Origin of the sequence: Chromobacterium alkanivorans, assembly GCF_016937655.1 — a bacterium.
In the GTDB taxonomy this organism is placed as follows: Bacteria; Pseudomonadota; Gammaproteobacteria; order Burkholderiales; family Chromobacteriaceae; genus Chromobacterium; species Chromobacterium alkanivorans.
The window spans coordinates 635889-652192 of the sequence record NZ_JAFHKL010000001.1 but is presented as its reverse complement, the minus strand read 5'-3'; the positions used below and the strand labels follow the sequence as shown (position 1 = coordinate 652192).

18 protein-coding genes are annotated in these 16304 nt (G+C 64.7%); 6 read left to right on the top strand and 12 right to left on the bottom strand.

What is annotated here, in order from left to right; genetic code table 11:
• Positions 1-27 precede the first annotated feature (27 nt).
• Together JW897_RS03055 and trmB are read left to right on the top strand one after the other, a co-directional pair.
• The gene (locus tag JW897_RS03055) at positions 28-948 is read left to right on the top strand and encodes an NAD-dependent epimerase/dehydratase family protein (RefSeq protein WP_205465130.1); all 921 of its coding nucleotides are present in this window, start codon (positions 28-30) and stop codon (positions 946-948) included.
• Positions 949-984: 36 nt separating this feature from the next.
• Positions 985-1665, top strand: coding sequence for a tRNA (guanosine(46)-N7)-methyltransferase TrmB (gene trmB / locus JW897_RS03050; RefSeq protein WP_048414224.1), 681 nt, complete (start codon positions 985-987; stop codon positions 1663-1665).
• Positions 1666-1696: 31 nt separating this feature from the next.
• Here the strand turns inward: trmB and JW897_RS03045 are convergent, their stop codons facing one another.
• Positions 1697-2182 (bottom strand): glutathione peroxidase, encoded by a 486-nt coding sequence (locus tag JW897_RS03045; RefSeq protein WP_205465129.1) that lies wholly within the window; start codon positions 2180-2182, stop codon positions 1697-1699.
• Between the two features lie 56 nt (positions 2183-2238).
• Here JW897_RS03045 and JW897_RS03040 point away from each other — a divergent pair, with 56 nt between their 5' ends.
• Positions 2239-2718 (top strand): DUF1841 family protein, encoded by a 480-nt coding sequence (locus tag JW897_RS03040; protein WP_205465128.1) that lies wholly within the window; start codon positions 2239-2241, stop codon positions 2716-2718.
• 293 nt (positions 2719-3011) lie between these two features.
• Here JW897_RS03040 and JW897_RS03035 read toward each other — a convergent pair whose 3' ends face one another.
• Both JW897_RS03035 and JW897_RS03030 read right to left on the bottom strand, forming a co-directional pair.
• A complete protein-coding gene (locus JW897_RS03035) occupies positions 3012-3962 on the bottom strand; it encodes a D-2-hydroxyacid dehydrogenase (RefSeq protein ID WP_048414221.1) in 951 nt (316 codons plus the stop codon).
• A gap of 11 nt (positions 3963-3973) precedes the next feature.
• Positions 3974-4756 carry a DUF2189 domain-containing protein gene (locus tag JW897_RS03030; protein WP_048414220.1) on the bottom strand — a complete coding sequence of 261 codons (783 nt, stop codon included), beginning with the start codon at positions 4754-4756 and terminating at the stop codon, positions 3974-3976.
• A 187-nt stretch (positions 4757-4943) separates the two neighbouring features.
• On the opposite strand from JW897_RS03030, the gene JW897_RS03025 reads away from it, so the two are divergent.
• Complete coding sequence (locus tag JW897_RS03025) at positions 4944-5270, top strand: FKBP-type peptidyl-prolyl cis-trans isomerase (protein WP_019101992.1); 327 nt, start codon at positions 4944-4946, stop codon at positions 5268-5270.
• Between the two features lie 67 nt (positions 5271-5337).
• Here the strand turns inward: JW897_RS03025 and JW897_RS03020 are convergent, their stop codons facing one another.
• Positions 5338-5958 carry a DedA family protein gene (locus tag JW897_RS03020; protein WP_048414219.1) on the bottom strand — a complete coding sequence of 207 codons (621 nt, stop codon included), beginning with the start codon at positions 5956-5958 and terminating at the stop codon, positions 5338-5340.
• 113 nt (positions 5959-6071) lie between these two features.
• On the opposite strand from JW897_RS03020, the gene alr reads away from it, so the two are divergent.
• Positions 6072-7145 carry an alanine racemase gene (gene alr, locus JW897_RS03015; RefSeq protein ID WP_205465127.1) on the top strand — a complete coding sequence of 358 codons (1074 nt, stop codon included), beginning with the start codon at positions 6072-6074 and terminating at the stop codon, positions 7143-7145.
• On the opposite strand, the gene JW897_RS03010 is transcribed toward alr, so the two are convergent.
• From JW897_RS03010 to rlmE, 6 genes are all read right to left on the bottom strand, one after another.
• Complete coding sequence (locus tag JW897_RS03010; protein ID WP_048414217.1) at positions 7091-7681, bottom strand: rhomboid family intramembrane serine protease; 591 nt, start codon at positions 7679-7681, stop codon at positions 7091-7093. The two genes, alr and JW897_RS03010, sit on opposite strands and share 55 nt — an antisense overlap.
• Positions 7663-9606, bottom strand: a complete 1944-nt coding sequence (locus JW897_RS03005) for an ExeM/NucH family extracellular endonuclease (protein ID WP_205465126.1) — start codon at positions 9604-9606, stop codon at positions 7663-7665. Before JW897_RS03005 ends, JW897_RS03010 begins: the two co-directional genes overlap by 19 nt.
• Positions 9607-9823: 217 nt before the next feature.
• A complete protein-coding gene (glmM, locus tag JW897_RS03000) occupies positions 9824-11158 on the bottom strand; it encodes a phosphoglucosamine mutase (RefSeq protein WP_205465125.1) in 1335 nt (444 codons plus the stop codon).
• Between the two features lie 78 nt (positions 11159-11236).
• Positions 11237-12070, bottom strand: a complete 834-nt coding sequence (gene folP / locus JW897_RS02995) for a dihydropteroate synthase (RefSeq protein ID WP_205465124.1) — start codon at positions 12068-12070, stop codon at positions 11237-11239.
• Between the two features lie 89 nt (positions 12071-12159).
• A complete protein-coding gene (gene ftsH, locus JW897_RS02990) occupies positions 12160-14070 on the bottom strand; it encodes an ATP-dependent zinc metalloprotease FtsH (protein WP_048414214.1) in 1911 nt (636 codons plus the stop codon).
• 83 nt (positions 14071-14153) lie between these two features.
• The gene (gene rlmE, locus JW897_RS02985) at positions 14154-14771 is read right to left on the bottom strand and encodes a 23S rRNA (uridine(2552)-2'-O)-methyltransferase RlmE (protein WP_048414213.1); all 618 of its coding nucleotides are present in this window, start codon (positions 14769-14771) and stop codon (positions 14154-14156) included.
• Positions 14772-14906: 135 nt separating this feature from the next.
• Between rlmE and yhbY the strand changes: the two genes are divergently transcribed.
• Positions 14907-15227 (top strand): ribosome assembly RNA-binding protein YhbY, encoded by a 321-nt coding sequence (gene yhbY / locus JW897_RS02980; protein WP_048414212.1) that lies wholly within the window; start codon positions 14907-14909, stop codon positions 15225-15227.
• A 96-nt stretch (positions 15228-15323) separates the two neighbouring features.
• Here the strand turns inward: yhbY and JW897_RS02975 are convergent, their stop codons facing one another.
• Together JW897_RS02975 and greA are read right to left on the bottom strand one after the other, a co-directional pair.
• A complete protein-coding gene (locus tag JW897_RS02975; protein ID WP_048414211.1) occupies positions 15324-15752 on the bottom strand; it encodes a DUF4149 domain-containing protein in 429 nt (142 codons plus the stop codon).
• Between the two features lie 62 nt (positions 15753-15814).
• A complete protein-coding gene (gene greA / locus JW897_RS02970; protein WP_048414210.1) occupies positions 15815-16291 on the bottom strand; it encodes a transcription elongation factor GreA in 477 nt (158 codons plus the stop codon).
• Positions 16292-16304: the final 13 nt, after the last annotated feature.

Here is a 16304-nt window from a genome sequence, read left to right as displayed (position 1 = left end):
ACTCAATATCTGGCTAAAATGCGCATCATGCGAACCTTGATGATCATCGGCGCCGGCGATGTCGCGCGCCGCGCCCTGCCGGAACTGACCCGCCGCTGGCGGGTGCTGGCGCTGTGCCGTTCCAGCGCAAGCGCCGAAGCGCTGCGCCGCCAGGGCGTCACGCCCATTCGCGGCGACTTGGACGATCCCGCCACTTTGCGCCGCCTGGCCGGCCTGGCCGACGATCTGCTGCTGACCGCTCCCCCCCAGGAAACCGGCCGCAAGGACTTGCGCATGCGCAAGTTGTTGTCTGCGTTGGCAAAAGGTTGCAGGATACCACAGCGCCTAGTCTATATCAGCACCAGCGGCGTGTACGGCAACGCCGACGGCGCTTTGCTGGACGAAGGCGCCCGCCCCCGCCCGCACAACGACCGCGCCTGGCGGCGGCTGGACGCGGAAAGCCAATTGCGCGGTTTCGCCGCCGCCCACGGCAGCCAGCTGACGGTGCTGCGCGCGCCGGGCATCTACGCCGACGACCGCCTGCCGCTGAGCCGCTTCGCCTCGCAAACGCCGCTGATCCGCCCGGAAGAGGACAGCTGGAGCAATCACATCCACGCCGACGACCTCGCCGCCGCCTGCGCGGCCGCCTTGCGCCAATGCCGCGGCGGCCCGCGCGTATACAACGTCAGCGACGATCAGCCGCTGCCGATCAGCGAATGGTATCGCGGGCTCGCCGCCGCGCTTGGCCAAACCTTGCCGCCGCTGCTGCCGCGCGAGGAAGTCCGCGCCCGGGTCTCCGCTGGTCTATGGTCTTATATGATGGAGTCCAGACGGCTCAGCAACCGGCGTTTGCGCCGGGAATTGCTGCCGGAACTGCTCTGGCCCGACACCGCCGGCTACCTGACGGCGCTGGCCCTGGCGCCGGAACGCATCGCCGCCGCGCTCGCCTCGGCGGCCAAGATTCGGTAACATCGCGGTTTTTTTGAGTTTTCAGCAGGCTTCTCTATGGAAAATCCGGCATTTCAACGCGCCATCCGCAGCTTCGTGCTGCGCCAAGGCCATCTGTCTCCCGGCCAGCAACGCGCGATGGACGAAGGCATGCCGCGCTGGGGCATCGAATACCGCCCCGAGCGCATCGATCTGGAGCAGGCCTTCGGCCGCGCCGCGCCCAAGATCCTGGAGATCGGCTTCGGCATGGGCGGCGCCACCGCCGAAATCGCCGCCGCCAATCCGGCCCAGGACTACCTTGGCGTGGAAGTGCATTCCCCCGGCGTCGGCAATCTGTGCAAGCTGATCGCGGAAAAGGAATTGAGCAATCTACGCATCATCCGCCACGATGCGGTGGAAGTGCTGGACCACATGCTGGCCGACGGCAGCCTGGACGGCGTGCACATCTTCTTCCCCGACCCCTGGCACAAGAAACGTCATAACAAGCGCCGCCTGATCCAGGCGCCGCTGGTGGAGAAACTAGTCTCCAAACTCAAGCCGGGCGGCTATCTGCACGCGGCCACCGACTGGGAAGACTACGCCTTGCAGATCATGGACGTGTTCAGCGGCCAGCCTCAGTTGGTCAACACCGCCGACGGCTACGCGCCGCGCCCGGACTACCGCCCGCTGACCAAGTTCGAAGCCCGCGGCATCAAGCTGGGCCACGGCGTGTGGGATGTGATTTTCCGCCGGAGCTGATGTCCTCCCGGACCCGCCGCCAGCGGCGGGTCTAGCCGCCTTTAGGCAGCAAGGCCTCCAAATCCTCCAACAATTCGTGCGGCTCCACCGCCGGCTCGTAACGTTTGACCACCCTGCCCTTGGCGTCGATCAGGAGTTTGGTGAAGTTCCACTTCACCGGGTGCGGATGCGTGGAGTCGGCCTGGGTCAGCCAGCGCCACAGCGGGTGAGCGTTCGGCCCATTGACCTCCACCTTGGCGAACAGAGGGAAATCCACCTCGAAGCGCGTGCGGCAAAAACGCTCGATCTCGGCCTCGCCGCCCGGCTCCTGGCCGCCGAACTGATTGCAGGGGAAGCCCAGCACCACCAGTCCGCGGCCGCCTAGATGACGCTGCAGATCCTGCAAGCCGGCGTACTGCCGGGTGTAGCCGCACTCGCTGGCGGTATTCACCACCAGCGCCACCTGGCCGGCGTACGCCGACAGCGGCTGTTCGCTGCCGTCTATGCGCGCGGCGGAGAAGTCGTAAAGCGTGGTCATGGCCACCTCCGTCTCGTATAATGAGCGCTCCCGAGAATCCACTCAGGCACTATCCGATGTTGTTCAATCCCAGCCGGCAGGACGCCCGGCGCTTCTTCTTCGACACCTGGCAGAAATCCAAATCCGGAGCGGACTTGTCCGACCTGGAAAAAATGGTGCTCCCCATTCTTATAGACCACCCGGAGTATCACGCCATTCTGGATAAGCCGGAACAGTATATGGAACAGGAGTGGACTCCGGAAATGGGCCAGAGCAATCCCTTCCTGCACCTGGGCCTGCATGTGGCGATTGAGGAACAACGCTCCATCGACCAGCCCTTCGGTATCCGCTCGCTGTACGCGCAGCTGGCGCTGCGCCACGGCAGCGAGCATCAGGCGCAACATGCGATGATGGACTGTCTCGGCGAAATGATCTGGCACGCTCAGCGCCATGGCGGCGGACCGGACGTGAACCGCTACATCGGCTGTATTCGCGGCAAGCTGGGCATGGGAGCGGAAGAGCAGCCCAGGATCAACCCCAAGGACATCCCGGACTGAGGCCGCGCCTCGTCGCCCTCGCCCAACGCCCGGCTCCGCCGGGCGTTTTGCATTGGCGGCGGCAGGCAAAAAAAGAGCCGTGGGGGAAACCCTCCACGGCGATCAAGCGGGGCAGCTCGTACTGGCAGAGCCAGAAGAGCCTCCTCATGCTATTCCCACAATAAACAAAATGCAAATAGTTTTTTAACAGTTAACAATAAATAAAATATCAAATCATTTATATGAATGTTTTATTTAAAATATGCGGTCAAAAAAGCCGGCCAAGGCCGGCTTGATCCTGAATCCGGTCCGCCTCACAACAAACGGTTGCGCTCGGTGCCGGCGACAAAAGCCGCGATATTGTCCACCAGCTGCGCGGCCAGACGCTCCATCGCCTGGCGGCTGGCCCAGCCCACATGAGGGGTGACGATCAGATTGGGCAAGCGGGTTTTCAACAAGGGATTGCCGTGAACCGGAGGCTCCTCGCTCAGCACGTCGAAACCTGCGCCGCCCAGTTGCCCGTATTTGAGCGCGGCCACCAGATCCTCTTCGTTGACCAGACCGCCGCGCGCGGTGTTGATCAGCAAGGCGCCGGGCTTCATCACGATCAATTCCGGCTGGGCGATCAAATCCCGGGTGTCCTCGGTCAGCGGACAATGCAGCGAGATCACATCGCATTGCGCCAAGGCTTCGGCAAAAGCCACATGCCCGGAGCGCACGTCCTTGGCGCCCTTGCGCTCGACGAACAGCACCTGCATGCCAAGCGCGCCGGCCATCTCCGCCAGGCGCAGGCCGATGCCGCCAGCGCCGACAATGCCCAGGGTCGCGCCGCGCAGATCGCGGATAGGCGCGCCGAAATGACAGAACTGGCGCGATTGCTGCCACACTCCGGCGGCGACGTCGCGCTGATAGGCCGGCAGGTTCTTGGCCAGCGCCAGCATCAGGGTCAGCGCGTGCTCCGCCACCGTGTCGTCGCCGTAATGGCGGATGTTGCAGACCGCGATGCCCAGCTCGCGACAGGCGTCCAGGTCGACATGGTTGTAGCCGGTGGCGGCGATCGCCACCAGTTTCAAGCCCGGCAGCTGTTCCAGCGTTTCCCGCCGCAACGGCACCTTGTTGGTGATGACGATGTCCGCCCCCGAGCAGTTCATCGCCGCGTCTTCGACGCTGGTGGAGGGAAACTCGTGATACTCGGACGGGAACGGCAGAAGCGGAACCGGGACAGGCAAGCTGTCCCGGTCAAGAAACACGACAGAGTGGGTCATCGGCTATTCAGTCATCTCTCGAAAGTGATCAAATCGCGGTACGCATGCCAACTGGCCAGTGCCAGAACCGGCATGATGATGATCAGGCCCAGGAAATAAGTCACAAAGCCCACCGCGCTCAGCGCCACAATGATAGCCGCCCATATGCCCATCGTCAGCAGGTTCTTCAGCACCGCCTGCACGCTGGCGATCATCGCCGTGACGGTGTCCACCTCCTTGTCCAGCATCAAGGGGATGGAAACCACGCTGACCGAGAACACCACCTGAGCGAACACAAAGCCCACCGCGAAGTAGGCCACCAGGAAGGCGATATTGTCGGGATTGAAGGCGTTGACCACGATGTCGTTCAAGGACGGCAAGGCGGCGGTGTCGTAGAACAGCGCGAACATCAGCAGGGACACCCGGAACCAGCCGAACACCAGCACCGCCAGCAAGGCCGCGTACAAGGTGAAGGCCGGCAGATTCACGCGCCAGGCCGCCATGCTGTGCGCCAGCTTCACCCGGCCATGGCCGTCGAAAGCCTCCATCTGCTTGGCGATGTCGTACAGGCCTATCGCCAGGAAAGGGCCGGCCAGCAGAAAGATGGTGGCGAAGGTGATGATCAGTTCAGGAGAGTGCTCGGAGTACAAGGTCAGCAAATACCCCATCAACACGAAAACCGCGCCGTAAAACAGGCAGTCGGCCGGGGCTTTTTGAAAGTCGCGGAAGCCTTTTTTCAGCCATTGCAACGGCCGGGAGGTTTCCACCCTGCGCGCAACCGGGCGGTCGCGCGGGATATCGTGAGTCGCGTCCATGACAAGTCCCCCTCAAGGATACGATGCAAGGCAGCCCTCGCATCCTTACCGTTATACGCCACGCGCAGTAAAACACAAGCTGACCGTCCGGCTGCTATAATCCCGCGATTGCCACGGCCCCTGGCGAACACGGCGTTTCGCGCCGCCGGGCCAGGCCTCATTCCGCGCTTGCGCGAAAGGACATCTCATGAGCGAACTGATTATCGAAGAACTGGCGATCGGCGACGGCGCCGAAGCCGTCAGCGGCCAGGAAGTCACCGTTCACTACACCGGCTGGCTGACCGACGGCACCAAGTTCGATTCCAGCAAGGACCGCTTCCAGCCGTTCAGTTTTCCGCTGGGCGCCGGCTATGTGATCAAGGGCTGGGACCAGGGCGTGGCCGGCATGAAAGTGGGCGGCAAGCGCAAGCTGACCATCCCGGCCGAGCTGGGCTACGGCGCGCGCGGCGCCGGCGGCGTGATTCCGCCCAACGCCACCCTGGTGTTCGAAGTGGAGCTGCTGCAGGTGGGTTGAAACCCGACGGCACAAGGGCGTAAAAAAAGCTTCCCAAGGGAAGCTTTTTTTATTGGACGATGCCGGCTTACTTCTTCACGCACTGGTGCTGGCGGCGACGGCGCATCCAGACAAAGGCCACGCCCAGCAGCAAGGCCGCCACCACCGCCAGAATGCCGGCCTGGCCGCGGTGCACCATGGTCATCAGCCACTCGCGGTTGGCGGCGCCGTAATAGCCCAGATACACCCATACCGGCACCGAGATCAGCGCGGCGAAGCCGTCCATCACCAGGAAACGCCAGTAGGAAATGCGGCGGGTCATGCCGGCGGTGATGAAGATGGGGGAGCGCAGTCCCGGCAGGAAACGGGCGACGAACAACACCCAATTGCCGTATTTTTCGAACTTCTCCTGCACCGCCTCGAAACGCTCCTGGGTCAGGATGCGCGCGATCGGCCGGAATTTCAGCACCCTGCTGCCGAACACTCGCCCGGCGGTGAACATGATGCCGTCGCCGGCCAGCACCCCGGCCATGCCGACGAAAAACATCCAATGCACATTGGTGTAGCCGAGGCCGGAAATGATGCCTCCGGCCACCAAGGTGATGTCCTCGGGAATCGGCACGCCGAAACCACATACCAGCAACACGGTGAATACGGCGATGTAGCCGTAGCCAGTGAAAAAATCGAGAAGTATTTGCAGAGTGTCCATTTTGTTCCGCTTGCCGCCATGTCTCCGTTCAGGACGATCCTGGCGCGGCTGCGTTATCGGGGTACATCACCAGGGGCTTATAATAGCACACCTCCAACGCAGACTTTCTTGACATGACTCGCCCTATCCAGGTGGAAATCCACCGCGCCGCCATCCGCCACAACTACCTGCTTTCCCGCGCCCAGGCCCCGCAATCCAAGGCTTACGCCGTGCTCAAGGCCAATGCCTACGGCCATGGTCTGCTGGACGCGGTCCAGGCCTTGGCCGATGTCGCCGACGGCTTCGCCCTGCTCAATATCGAGGACGCCGTCCGCTTGCGCGAAGCCGGCGTCCAGCAGGACATCGTGCTGCTGGAAGGCGCTTTCGACGCCGAAGAGGCCGCGACGATGGCGCATTACCGGCTGGGCGGCGCGGTGCATTCCCAACAACAGATAAGCTGGCTGGCCAAAGGTTCCGCCAAACAGCCGGTTTCCGTTTGGCTCAAGGTCAACAGCGGCATGAACCGGCTGGGCTTCACCCCGGCGGAGGCTCCCGCCGCGCTGGCGCAATTGCGCGCGCAGCCCGGCGCGCGCGTCGACGCGCTGATGACCCATTTCGCCACTGCCGACGACGACTACGGCGTCGCCGAGCAATGGGGGCGCTTCCAACCCTTGATCGCGCCCAGCGCGCTGCCTGTCAGCGCCGCCAACTCCGCCGCGCTGTTCCGCCATCCGCACACCCACGGCGCCGTCGTGCGCCCCGGCATCGTGCTCTACGGCTGTTCGCCCTTCGCCGACGTCGACGCCGCCGGCCTGGGCCTGCGGGCGGCGATGACGCTGAGCAGCCGCGTCATCGCGGTGCAGCGGGTGCCGGCCGGCGACGCCGTCGGCTACGGCCGCCGCCTGGTGGCGGAACGCGAAATGCGCGTCGGCATCGTCGCCTGCGGCTACGCCGACGGCTATCCGCGCATCGCCGACAACGGCACCCCGGTCGCAGTGGACGGTCAGTTGACCGGCACCGTCGGCCGGGTGTCGATGGACATGTTGGCGGTGGACCTGAGCGCCCTGCCCCAGGCCGGCGTCGGCAGCCAGGTGGAGCTATGGGGTCCGCAAGTGCCGATAGAACGCGTCGCCGCCGGCGCCGGCACCCTGGGCTACGAACTGATGTGCGCGCTGGCGCCGCGAGTGCCGCGCATCGTCCGCGACTGAACCCAACGCAGCCAGCCGCCGCCGGCCAGCAAGCCCAAGGCGGCGCCGCTCCAGTGCGCCGACGCCAATACCGGCTCGCCGCCGCTCCAGTTTCCCGGGAACAGACTCTGCCAGGCCAGCCGGCCCAGCAAGGCGGCCAGCCACAGGCCGCGCCAGCCCGGCTGCGTCAGGGCCAACGCCGCCCACCAGCAATAAACGAGACCGGACGCGCCGACGAAGGCCTGCGGCGCCGGCCACAGCCATTGCGTCGCGGCGATCAGCGGCGGCGCCGCCAAGGCCAGCATCAACAGCAAGGACGCCCGGTCGCGCCCCAGCCAGGCCAGCGTCGCCAACGCCGCGCTGTTGAGGCAGGCGTGGCGCGCGTCGGCGTGCACCCAGCCTCCGCTCGCCATCCGCCACCACTCCGCGACGTTCCACGGCTCGAAGCGCCACGCCAGCGCCGCCGCCCCCCAGGGCGCGGCCAGCGGCAGCAGCACGGCCAGCGCCAGCCCCCACGGCCAAGCGCCTGCCTTGGGCTTCAGCGCTTGCGGCGCCACAGCGCCGTCGCCCCTAGCGCCCCCAAGCCCAGCAACAAAGCCAGCCCGCCCTCGTCCGCCGCCGCCACCGCGTTGCCGCGGCGCGCCACGTCTACATACAGAGGATCGTGGTCCGAGGAGCGGTAGGCGTCCGCCGCGTAGTATTTCTGCTGCTGCTCCGCGCTCTTGAACTCGCTGCTGTATTCCAGCGCCGTCGGTTCGTCGGCGTTGATGTGCCACTCGCCGGCGGCCAGCACCATGGCGCTCAGCGGCTTGTCCGCCAAGGCGTGGTCCAGATTGCCGGATTCGCCGTTGAACACATAGGAGTAGGCGTCGCGGCTCCAGCGCGCCAGCAGATTGTTGAAGCCGGCGCTTTCAAAGGCGCGGATAGGATCCTCCTTGGCGTAGGAGTTCATATCGCCCAGCAACAACATGCCGTCGTTGAGGCCGGGCTGCGGACGGGTGGCGTACCAGGCCATCAGATCGCGCACCGCCTGCACTCGGGTCAGATTGCAATTGCCCTGGCCGTCGCCCTTGTCCACATCGGCCTGGCCGTCCACCACCTGATCGGCGCAGCTACTGCCCTTGGACTTCAGATGATTGACCGCCACCGTGACCCGGGTCTTGCTCTTGGCGTCCAGCACGAAGGTCTGCAGCAGCGCCGGCCGGTTCTTCTGCGGATTGCCTATCGTCCTCACCTCGGCCTTGCCCTGCGCGGAGACCACGGCGGGGCGGTAGATCAGGCCGGTGGTGATCGCGTCGCTGCCCACTTGCGGCAGGCCGGGGTTGGCGAATTGGTATTGCTTGGGCTGCGGCTGGCCCTGATTCAGCGCGTTGACCAGATCCTGGATCGCCGAGTAGCGGTCGAAACCGTCGTTCTCGATCTCCATCAGGCCCACCACGTCGGCGTCCAGCTGGCGGATCGCCGCCACGATCTTGGCGCGCTGGCGCTCGAAATCCTGCGGGGTCTTGGCGCCGCGCGGCGTCGGGAAGCCCTTGCCCTGGCCGTCGCCGTTGAAGAAGTTGAGCACATTGAAACTGGCGAAGCGCACGCTCTCCGGCTGGCGCTTGGGCGCGCCTGGGCGCGGATTGCCGGCCACTACGCGCGGCGCGGCCAGCGGCTGCAACCGGTATTTGCCGAAAGCGTAGCTGACCACGCCGGTCACGCCGTCCAGGCGGTCGCCGCTGCGCAGGGTGCGGCTGGCGGACAGGCCGCCGGGCGCCGGCAGCCAGGCGTCGGCGTTCTGGATCTGCAGGCCGTCGTCCAGGGTCAGCTTGTCCAGCTGATTGGCCTCGCTCAGCGCCTTGGCTTCGGCGCTGCCGGGCAGGAAGCGCTGGGTGGCGGTCCACAAGCGCGGCCGGCTGGACAGGGTCAACTCGCCGTAGCGGCCGTAGTCGTAATTGGCGACGACGTGGACCGGGCCTTCCAGACGCACCGCCATGCCGGCCAGCGCCTCCAGCTGAGCGCTGGACTGCAGCGGCAGGCGCAGGCTGGCGTAAGTCAGCGGCTCGCTGTAAGCGCACTGCTCCACCGCGGCCAAGTTGGCCGGCGTGATCTGGGTTTCGCTGGCGGCGTCGCCCTTGCGGCTGTATTCGGACACCTTGCCGGTGACGCGCACCACGTCGCCGGCCTTGAGCGCCGGCGCGGCCAGGTTGCCGAGGAAAACGAACACGCCTTCCGAGGTGGCCGGATCGGCGTCCTGGTCCCGCGCCTCTTCCTGCAGGTAGAAGCCGCGCAGCTGGCCGGCGCCGGTGAAGGCGCCGCTGACCACCCCCTCCACGGTAACGGTCTTGCCCTGCAGCGGGCTGCCGACGACGCGGCCCTGCACATCATGGATCAAGGTGGCGCCGGCCGCGCCGCAAGCGGCCTGGGCCAGGGCCGGAATCGCCAACGCCACTGCCATGGCGATGGGGCTCAGCGTTTTGAATGCTTTTGCTGTCTTCATTGTCTGGATTCATCACGAGCGTAAGGAGCGCTGATTCTAACCAGAGCGCAATGACAAAAAGATGTCATTAGATACAGTTGCACGCAAAGTCACTATCTGTATGTTTCATCTGAAAACAGTAAGCGCCGTTTCTTTCCAAATTCAGGCAATAAAAAAACGCCAGACAAGCAATGTCTGGCGTTTTCATGCCGATGCCGGCGCTAAGCGGCTGTCGCGATCAGGCGACGCGCTGGATCGCCGCCGCGATGGACTGCGCCCATTGATCGGCCAGCGCCTTGTCGTCGGCCTCCACCATCACCCGCACCACCGGCTCGGTGCCGGACGGACGCAGCACCACGCGGCCGCGGCCTTGCAGCGCTTGCTCGGCGGCGGCCAGCGACTCCGCGGAAGCGCCTTTCCAGTCGCAGCCGTTGTGGCGGACGTTGATCAAGGTCTGGGGATACGGCTGCCAGTCGCCGCAGGCGTCGGCCAGGCTCATGCCCAGGTCGGTCAGGCTGGCCAGCACTTGCAGGCTGGAGATGATGCCGTCGCCGGTGGAATGGCAATCCAGGCACAGGATGTGGCCGGAAGCTTCGCCGCCCACTTGCCAGCCCTTGCCGTGCAGCATTTCCAGCACATAGCGGTCGCCCACCTTGGCGCGGCCGAAGGCCACGCCCTGCTTGTTCAGCGCCAGCTCCATCGCCAGATTGGTCATCACCGTGCCGACCACGCCGCCCTTGAGCTCGCCCTTGGCCGCCCGCGCCTTGGCGATCACGTAGATCAGCTGATCGCCGTCGTACACGGTGCCGTCGCGGTCCACCATGATCAGGCGGTCGCCGTCGCCGTCCAGCGCGATGCCGTAATCGGCGTGATGTTCCAGCACCGCCACCTGCAAGGTCTTGGGATAGGTGGCGCCCACCTTCTCGTTGATGTTGTAGCCGTCCGGCTCGCCGCCTATGGTCACCACCTCGGCGCCCAGTTCGTGGAACACCTTGGGCGCCACGTGATAGGTGGCGCCGTGAGCGCAATCCACCACCAGTTTCAGGCCCTTGAGGTCGCGGTCGTTGGGGAAGCTGCTCTTGCAGAATTCGATGTAGCGTTCCACCGCGCCTTCGATGCGGCGCACCCGGCCCAGTTCCTCGGAAGGGTTGGTCGCCATCGGCTGCTCCAGCATCGCCTCGATTTCCAGTTCGATGGCGTCGTCCAGCTTCTTGCCGCCTTCGGCGAAGAACTTGATGCCGTTATCCTGGAACGGATTGTGCGAGGCGGAGATCATCACCCCGGCCTCCAGCCGCAGCGCGCGGGTCAGATAGGCGATGCCCGGCGTCGGCAGCGGGCCGGTCAGCAGCACGTTGACGCCGGCGGCGGAAAAGCCGGCCTGCAGCGCGGCTTCCAGCATATAGCCGGAAATCCGGGTGTCCTTGCCGATCAAGACCGTGGGACGGTGAGCCTTGTCGTGGTCGACCAGCACGCGGCCGGCGGCATAGCCCAGTTTCATCACGAATTCCGGCGTGATCGGGAATTGGCCGACCTCGCCGCGCACGCCATCGGTGCCAAAGTATTTACGGCTCATGTTTTTCTCTCGAATCCGGCCGGCTCCCGGCCAACCGCTGTAATCGTTACGCCGGCTATTGTGCGCCAGACGCCGCCCTCAGTTCAAACTTTCCAGCACTTGCAGCGCCTGGCGCGTGGCCTTGACGTCGTGCACGCGGATGATGCGCGCGCCGCGCCGCGCCGACTCCAGCGCCGCGGCCACGCTGGCGCCCAGCCGCTCCGCCGGCACCGCTTCGCCGGTGATCGCGCCCAGCATGGATTTGCGGCTCAGACCCACCAGCAGCGGCGCGCCGGCGGCGCGTTCTATCTCGGGCAAGCCGCGCAGCAGCGCCAGATTGTGTTCCAGCGTCTTGCCGAAGCCGAAACCGGGGTCGACCAGCAGCCGCTCGCGGGCGATGCCGGCGTCCAGGCACAGCCGGACGCGGCGCGCCAGATAGTCGGCCACTTCGGCCACCACGTCCGCGTAGGCCGGCTTGTCCTGCATGGTGTCCGGATTGCCCTGCTTGTGCATCAGGCAGACCGCGGCTTCGGCGGCCGCCACCAGTTCCAGCGCGCCCGCGTCTTCCAGCGCCGACACGTCGTTGACCAGGTCTACCGCGCCCAGCGCCAGCGCCTCGCGCATCACCGCCGCGCGGCGGGTGTCCAGCGACAGCGGCGCGCCGAGCTCGCGCAGACCCTCCAGCACCGGCAGCACCCGTTCCATCTCCTGTTCCGGGCTGACGTGGGGCGCGTTGGGGCGCGTCGATTCGCCGCCGATGTCGAGAATGGCCGCGCCGTCGGCCAGCATTTGCTCGGCGTGGCGCAGCGCCTGCTCCAGACCGTTGAAACGGCCGCCGTCGGAGAAGGAGTCAGGGGTGACGTTCAGAATGCCCATCACCAGGGGACGGGACAGATCGAGCGTGAAGCGCCCGCATTGCAAAGAGGATTTCATGATCTGACTACGCTCATGGAGGGGAAGGGATTGTCGCAAAAAAGCCGGGCAAGCCCCTTAAGGCTTGCCCGGCTTGATGACTGAGAGACTCAGACTTCCTGGGCCGGATCGGCGGTCGGCTCGGCGGCCGGCGGCGTCGGCTTGTCTTCCTGCGGCTTGGCCGCGAAACCGGCGCCCGGCTTGGGCGGACGCGGCGGCTTGCCGTCCATCAGGTCGTTGATCTGATCGGCGTCTATGGTTTCCCATTCCAGCAGCGCGGCGGTCATCGCCTCCACCTTGTCGCGGTTCTCTTCCAGCAGGCGGCGCGCCAGCGCGTACTGCTCGTCGATGATGCGGCGGATTTCAGCGTCCACCTGCTGCATGGTCGCTTCGGACAAATTCTTGTGGGTGGTGATGGAACGGCCAAGGAAAACTTCGCCCTCGTTCTCGCCGTACACCATCGGGCCCAGCTTGTCGCTCATGCCGTAGCGGGTCACCATGTCGCGCGCCATTTGCGTGGCGCGCTCGAAGTCGTTGGAAGCGCCGGTGGTCATCTGGTTCATGAACAGCTCTTCCGCGATGCGGCCGCCGAACAGGATGGCGATGCGGTCCAGCAGATAGCCGCGGTCGTAGGCGAAGCGGTCCTGCTCCGGCAGCTGCATGGTCACGCCCAGCGCGCGACCGCGCGGGATGATGGTGACCTTGTGCACCGGGTCGGCCTTGGGCAGCAGCTTGGCGACGACGGCGTGGCCGGACTCGTGGTAAGCGGTGTTGCGCTTCTCTTCGTCGGTCATCACCATGCTGCGGCGCTCGGCGCCCATCATGATCTTGTCCTTGGCGGACTCCAGGTCCTCCATGTCCACCAGGCGCTTGTTGCGGCGAGCGGCGAACAGCGCGGCTTCGTTGATCAGGTTGGCGAGGTCGGCGCCGGAGAAGCCCGGCGTGCCGCGCGCGATCACTTCGGCGTTGACGTCGGCGGCGATCGGCACCTTGCGCATATGCACGCCCAGGATCTGTTCGCGGCCGCGGATGTCCGGCAGCGGCACCACCACCTGGCGGTCGAAACGGCCGGGACGCTGCAGCGCCGGGTCCAGCACGTCCGGACGGTTGGTCGCGGCGATCACGATCACGGTGGAATTGGTGTCGAAGCCGTCCATTTCCACCAGCAACTGGTTCAGCGTCTGTTCGCGTTCGTCGTTGCCGCCGCCGAGACCGGCGCCGCGCTGACGGCCAACCGCGTCGATCTCGTCGATGAAGATGATGCACGGCGAGTTCTTCTTGGCCTGCTCGAACATGTCGCGCACGCGGGCCGCGCCCACGCCGACGAACATTTCAACGAAGTCGGAACCGGAGATGCTGAAGAACGGCACCTTGGCTTCGCCGGCGATGGCCTTGGCCAGCAAGGTCTTGCCGGTACCGGGCGAGCCGGCCAGCAGGATGCCGCGCGGAATGCGGCCGCCCAGGCTCTGGTAGCGGGACGGATCGCGCAGGTAATCGACGATCTCCTTCACCTCTTCCTTGGCCTCGTCGCAACCAGCGACGTCGGCGAAGGTGACGGTGTTGGCGTCCTGGTCCAGCATCCTGGCCTTGCTCTTGCCGAAGGAGAACGCGCCGCCCTTGCCGCCGCCCTGCATCTGGCGCATGAAGAACACCCAGACGCCGATCAGCAACAGCATGGGGAACCAGCTGATGAAAATATTCATCAGCATGGACGGCTCTTCTTCCGGCTTGGCGGAGAAGCGGACGTTGTTCTTGATCAGGTCGTCGACCAGCTGCGGGTCGTAGGGCGCATAGGTGCTGAACGCGGAGCCGTCGGTCAGCTTGCCTTTCAGCCATTGCCCGCGCAGCGGGTGGCCTTCTATGGTCAGGGACTGGACCTTGCCGGACTCGACATCGCTGATGAACTGCGAATACTCAAGCTGATTCTGGGTATCCTGACGCTTGTTGAACTGATTGAATACCGTCATCAGTACCAAACCGATGATGACCCATATCGCGATGTTTTTGCCGATATTGTTCACGAGTAGCGGACTCCTCTGTGCCCTGACTTTTTGGTTGCTTGTCTAGATATTTGCTTTGATTGTACGCCGCGAGCCACTTTATGTCAGCGTCGGCCTTTGCCCAGCAGGTAAATTTCGCTGGAGCGGTCGCGCGACGCTTTCGGCTTGCGGGTGACTACCTCGTCGAACAGCTCGCGCATGGACTTGAGATAGACTTGGAAATCGCTGCCCTGGAACACTTTGACGAGAAAATGACCGCCAGGTTTCAAATGATCTCGCGCAAATTCCAGCGCCAGTTCGCACAGCAGAAAACTCCTGGCCTGGTCGATGGCGCTCATGCCTGACATATTGGGCGCCATATCGGAAATTACAAGGTCCAATTCGCGGCCGCCGAGCAATTGCACGAATTGCGCCAGCACTTCCTCCTCGCGGAAGTCGCCCTGAATGAAGTCGACGCCGGGCACCGGGTCCATGTCCAGGATGTCGAGCGCGAACACCTTGCCGCTGTCGCCGACGAGGCGCGCCGCCACCTGCGACCAGCTGCCGGGGGTGGAACCCAGATCGGCCAACACGGTGCCGGGGCGGATCAGCTTGTCCTTGTCGTTGATCTCCAGCAGCTTGTAAGCGGCCCGCGCGCGGTAGCCGTCTTTCTGCGCCTGGTTGACATAGGGGTCGTTGACGTGTTCCTGCAGCCAGCTGTTGCTGCTTTTGCTTCTAGCCATTGCGTTCCGCTCTTAATAGGTGGGCAACAGGCCAGCCGCGCTATCCTGTTGTTTTTCATTTATTTTAGGTCCGGACTTTGGGAAAGCGCTCAACTCGAGTAGAATCGGCTTTTGCTTTGTAAATCCGTATTTCCCATGAAAATTGAACTCAAGCCGTTCCAGCGCAAGCATCTGCAGGGACTGGCGCACGACCTCAACCCGGTGGTGATGATAGGCAACAACGGCCTGACCGACGCGGTGATCCGCGAAATCGCCATCAATCTGGACGCTCACGAACTGATCAAGGTTCGCGTGCTGGGCGACGACCGCGAAGCGCGCGTCGCCATGTTCGAGCAGATCTGCGAAGACCTGGGCGCCGCCCCGGTCCAGCACATCGGCAAGCTGCTGGTGCTGTGGCGCCCCAGCGATAAAGAGCGCATCGTTCTGCCCAAGAACAAGCAGGCGCTGAAGGGCTGAACGCCGTTCGCGGCGATCGCGCTTGGTAGAAAAGCGGTGGCATGCCACCGCTTTTGTTTTGTCCGCTCCCAAGGGAGCGCTACGGCGAACAGTCGCTTAATCGTTGCGCCAGACGTAGACCAGGCCCATCAGGCTCTGCACCAGGTAGATCAGGCTGGAAATCGCGTGCCAGGTGGCGAAGCCGCCGCCGAACAGGCCTTCGGCCGCATGGTTCATCTGCGCCTTGAGGTTGGCGATGATGGGGGTGACGGCGAAATGATTGATCAGCGTGCAGGCCAGCATGCCCATCACCAGCCAGAAGCCGCTTTCCTTGACCCCGGACGCGCCGTTGCGGCGGATGTGGTCGACCAGCAGGATCACCCCGCACACCAGCCCCACCCAGGCGATGCTGGCGAACAGCTTGCCGGCCACCATGCCGGCGGTGACCCGGTCCAGCATGGCGAACAGCACCGGCGCCACGATGATGCCTATCACCCACAAGCCGCCAATCCAGAACGTCTTGGCGATGGAACGCAATCCATCCATGTCTCAGCCCCTCTCCCGCGCCGCGCCGCGGGCGGGCCGTCCGGCCTGCCCGCAGACGGAGCTCAGATGTATTTGACGTCGAGCACTTCGTATTCGCGGATGCCGCCCGGGGCCACCACTTCGGCCACGTCGCCGGCTTCCTTGCCGATCAGCGCGCGCGCGATCGGGGAGTTCACCGATACCTTGCACACCTTGATGTCGGCCTCGTCGTCGCCGACGATCTGGTAGGTAACGTTTTCCTCGCTCTCCAGGTCCATCAGCTCTACGGTGGCGCCGAACACCACGCGGCCGTCGGCGTCCAGCTCGGCCGGGTTCACGATCAGCGCGTTGGAAATCTTGCCTTCCAGCTCGGCGATGCGGCCTTCGACAAAGCCCTGACGCTCCTTGGCGGCGTCGTATTCGGCGTTCTCGGACAGGTCGCCATGCGAACGAGCCTCGGCAATCGCCTCGATCACGGCCGGACGTTCCACGCTCTTGAGGCGTTGCAGCTCTTCTTTCAGCAGCTCGGCACCGCGCACGGTCAACGGGACTTTGATCATTTCAGAATTCTCT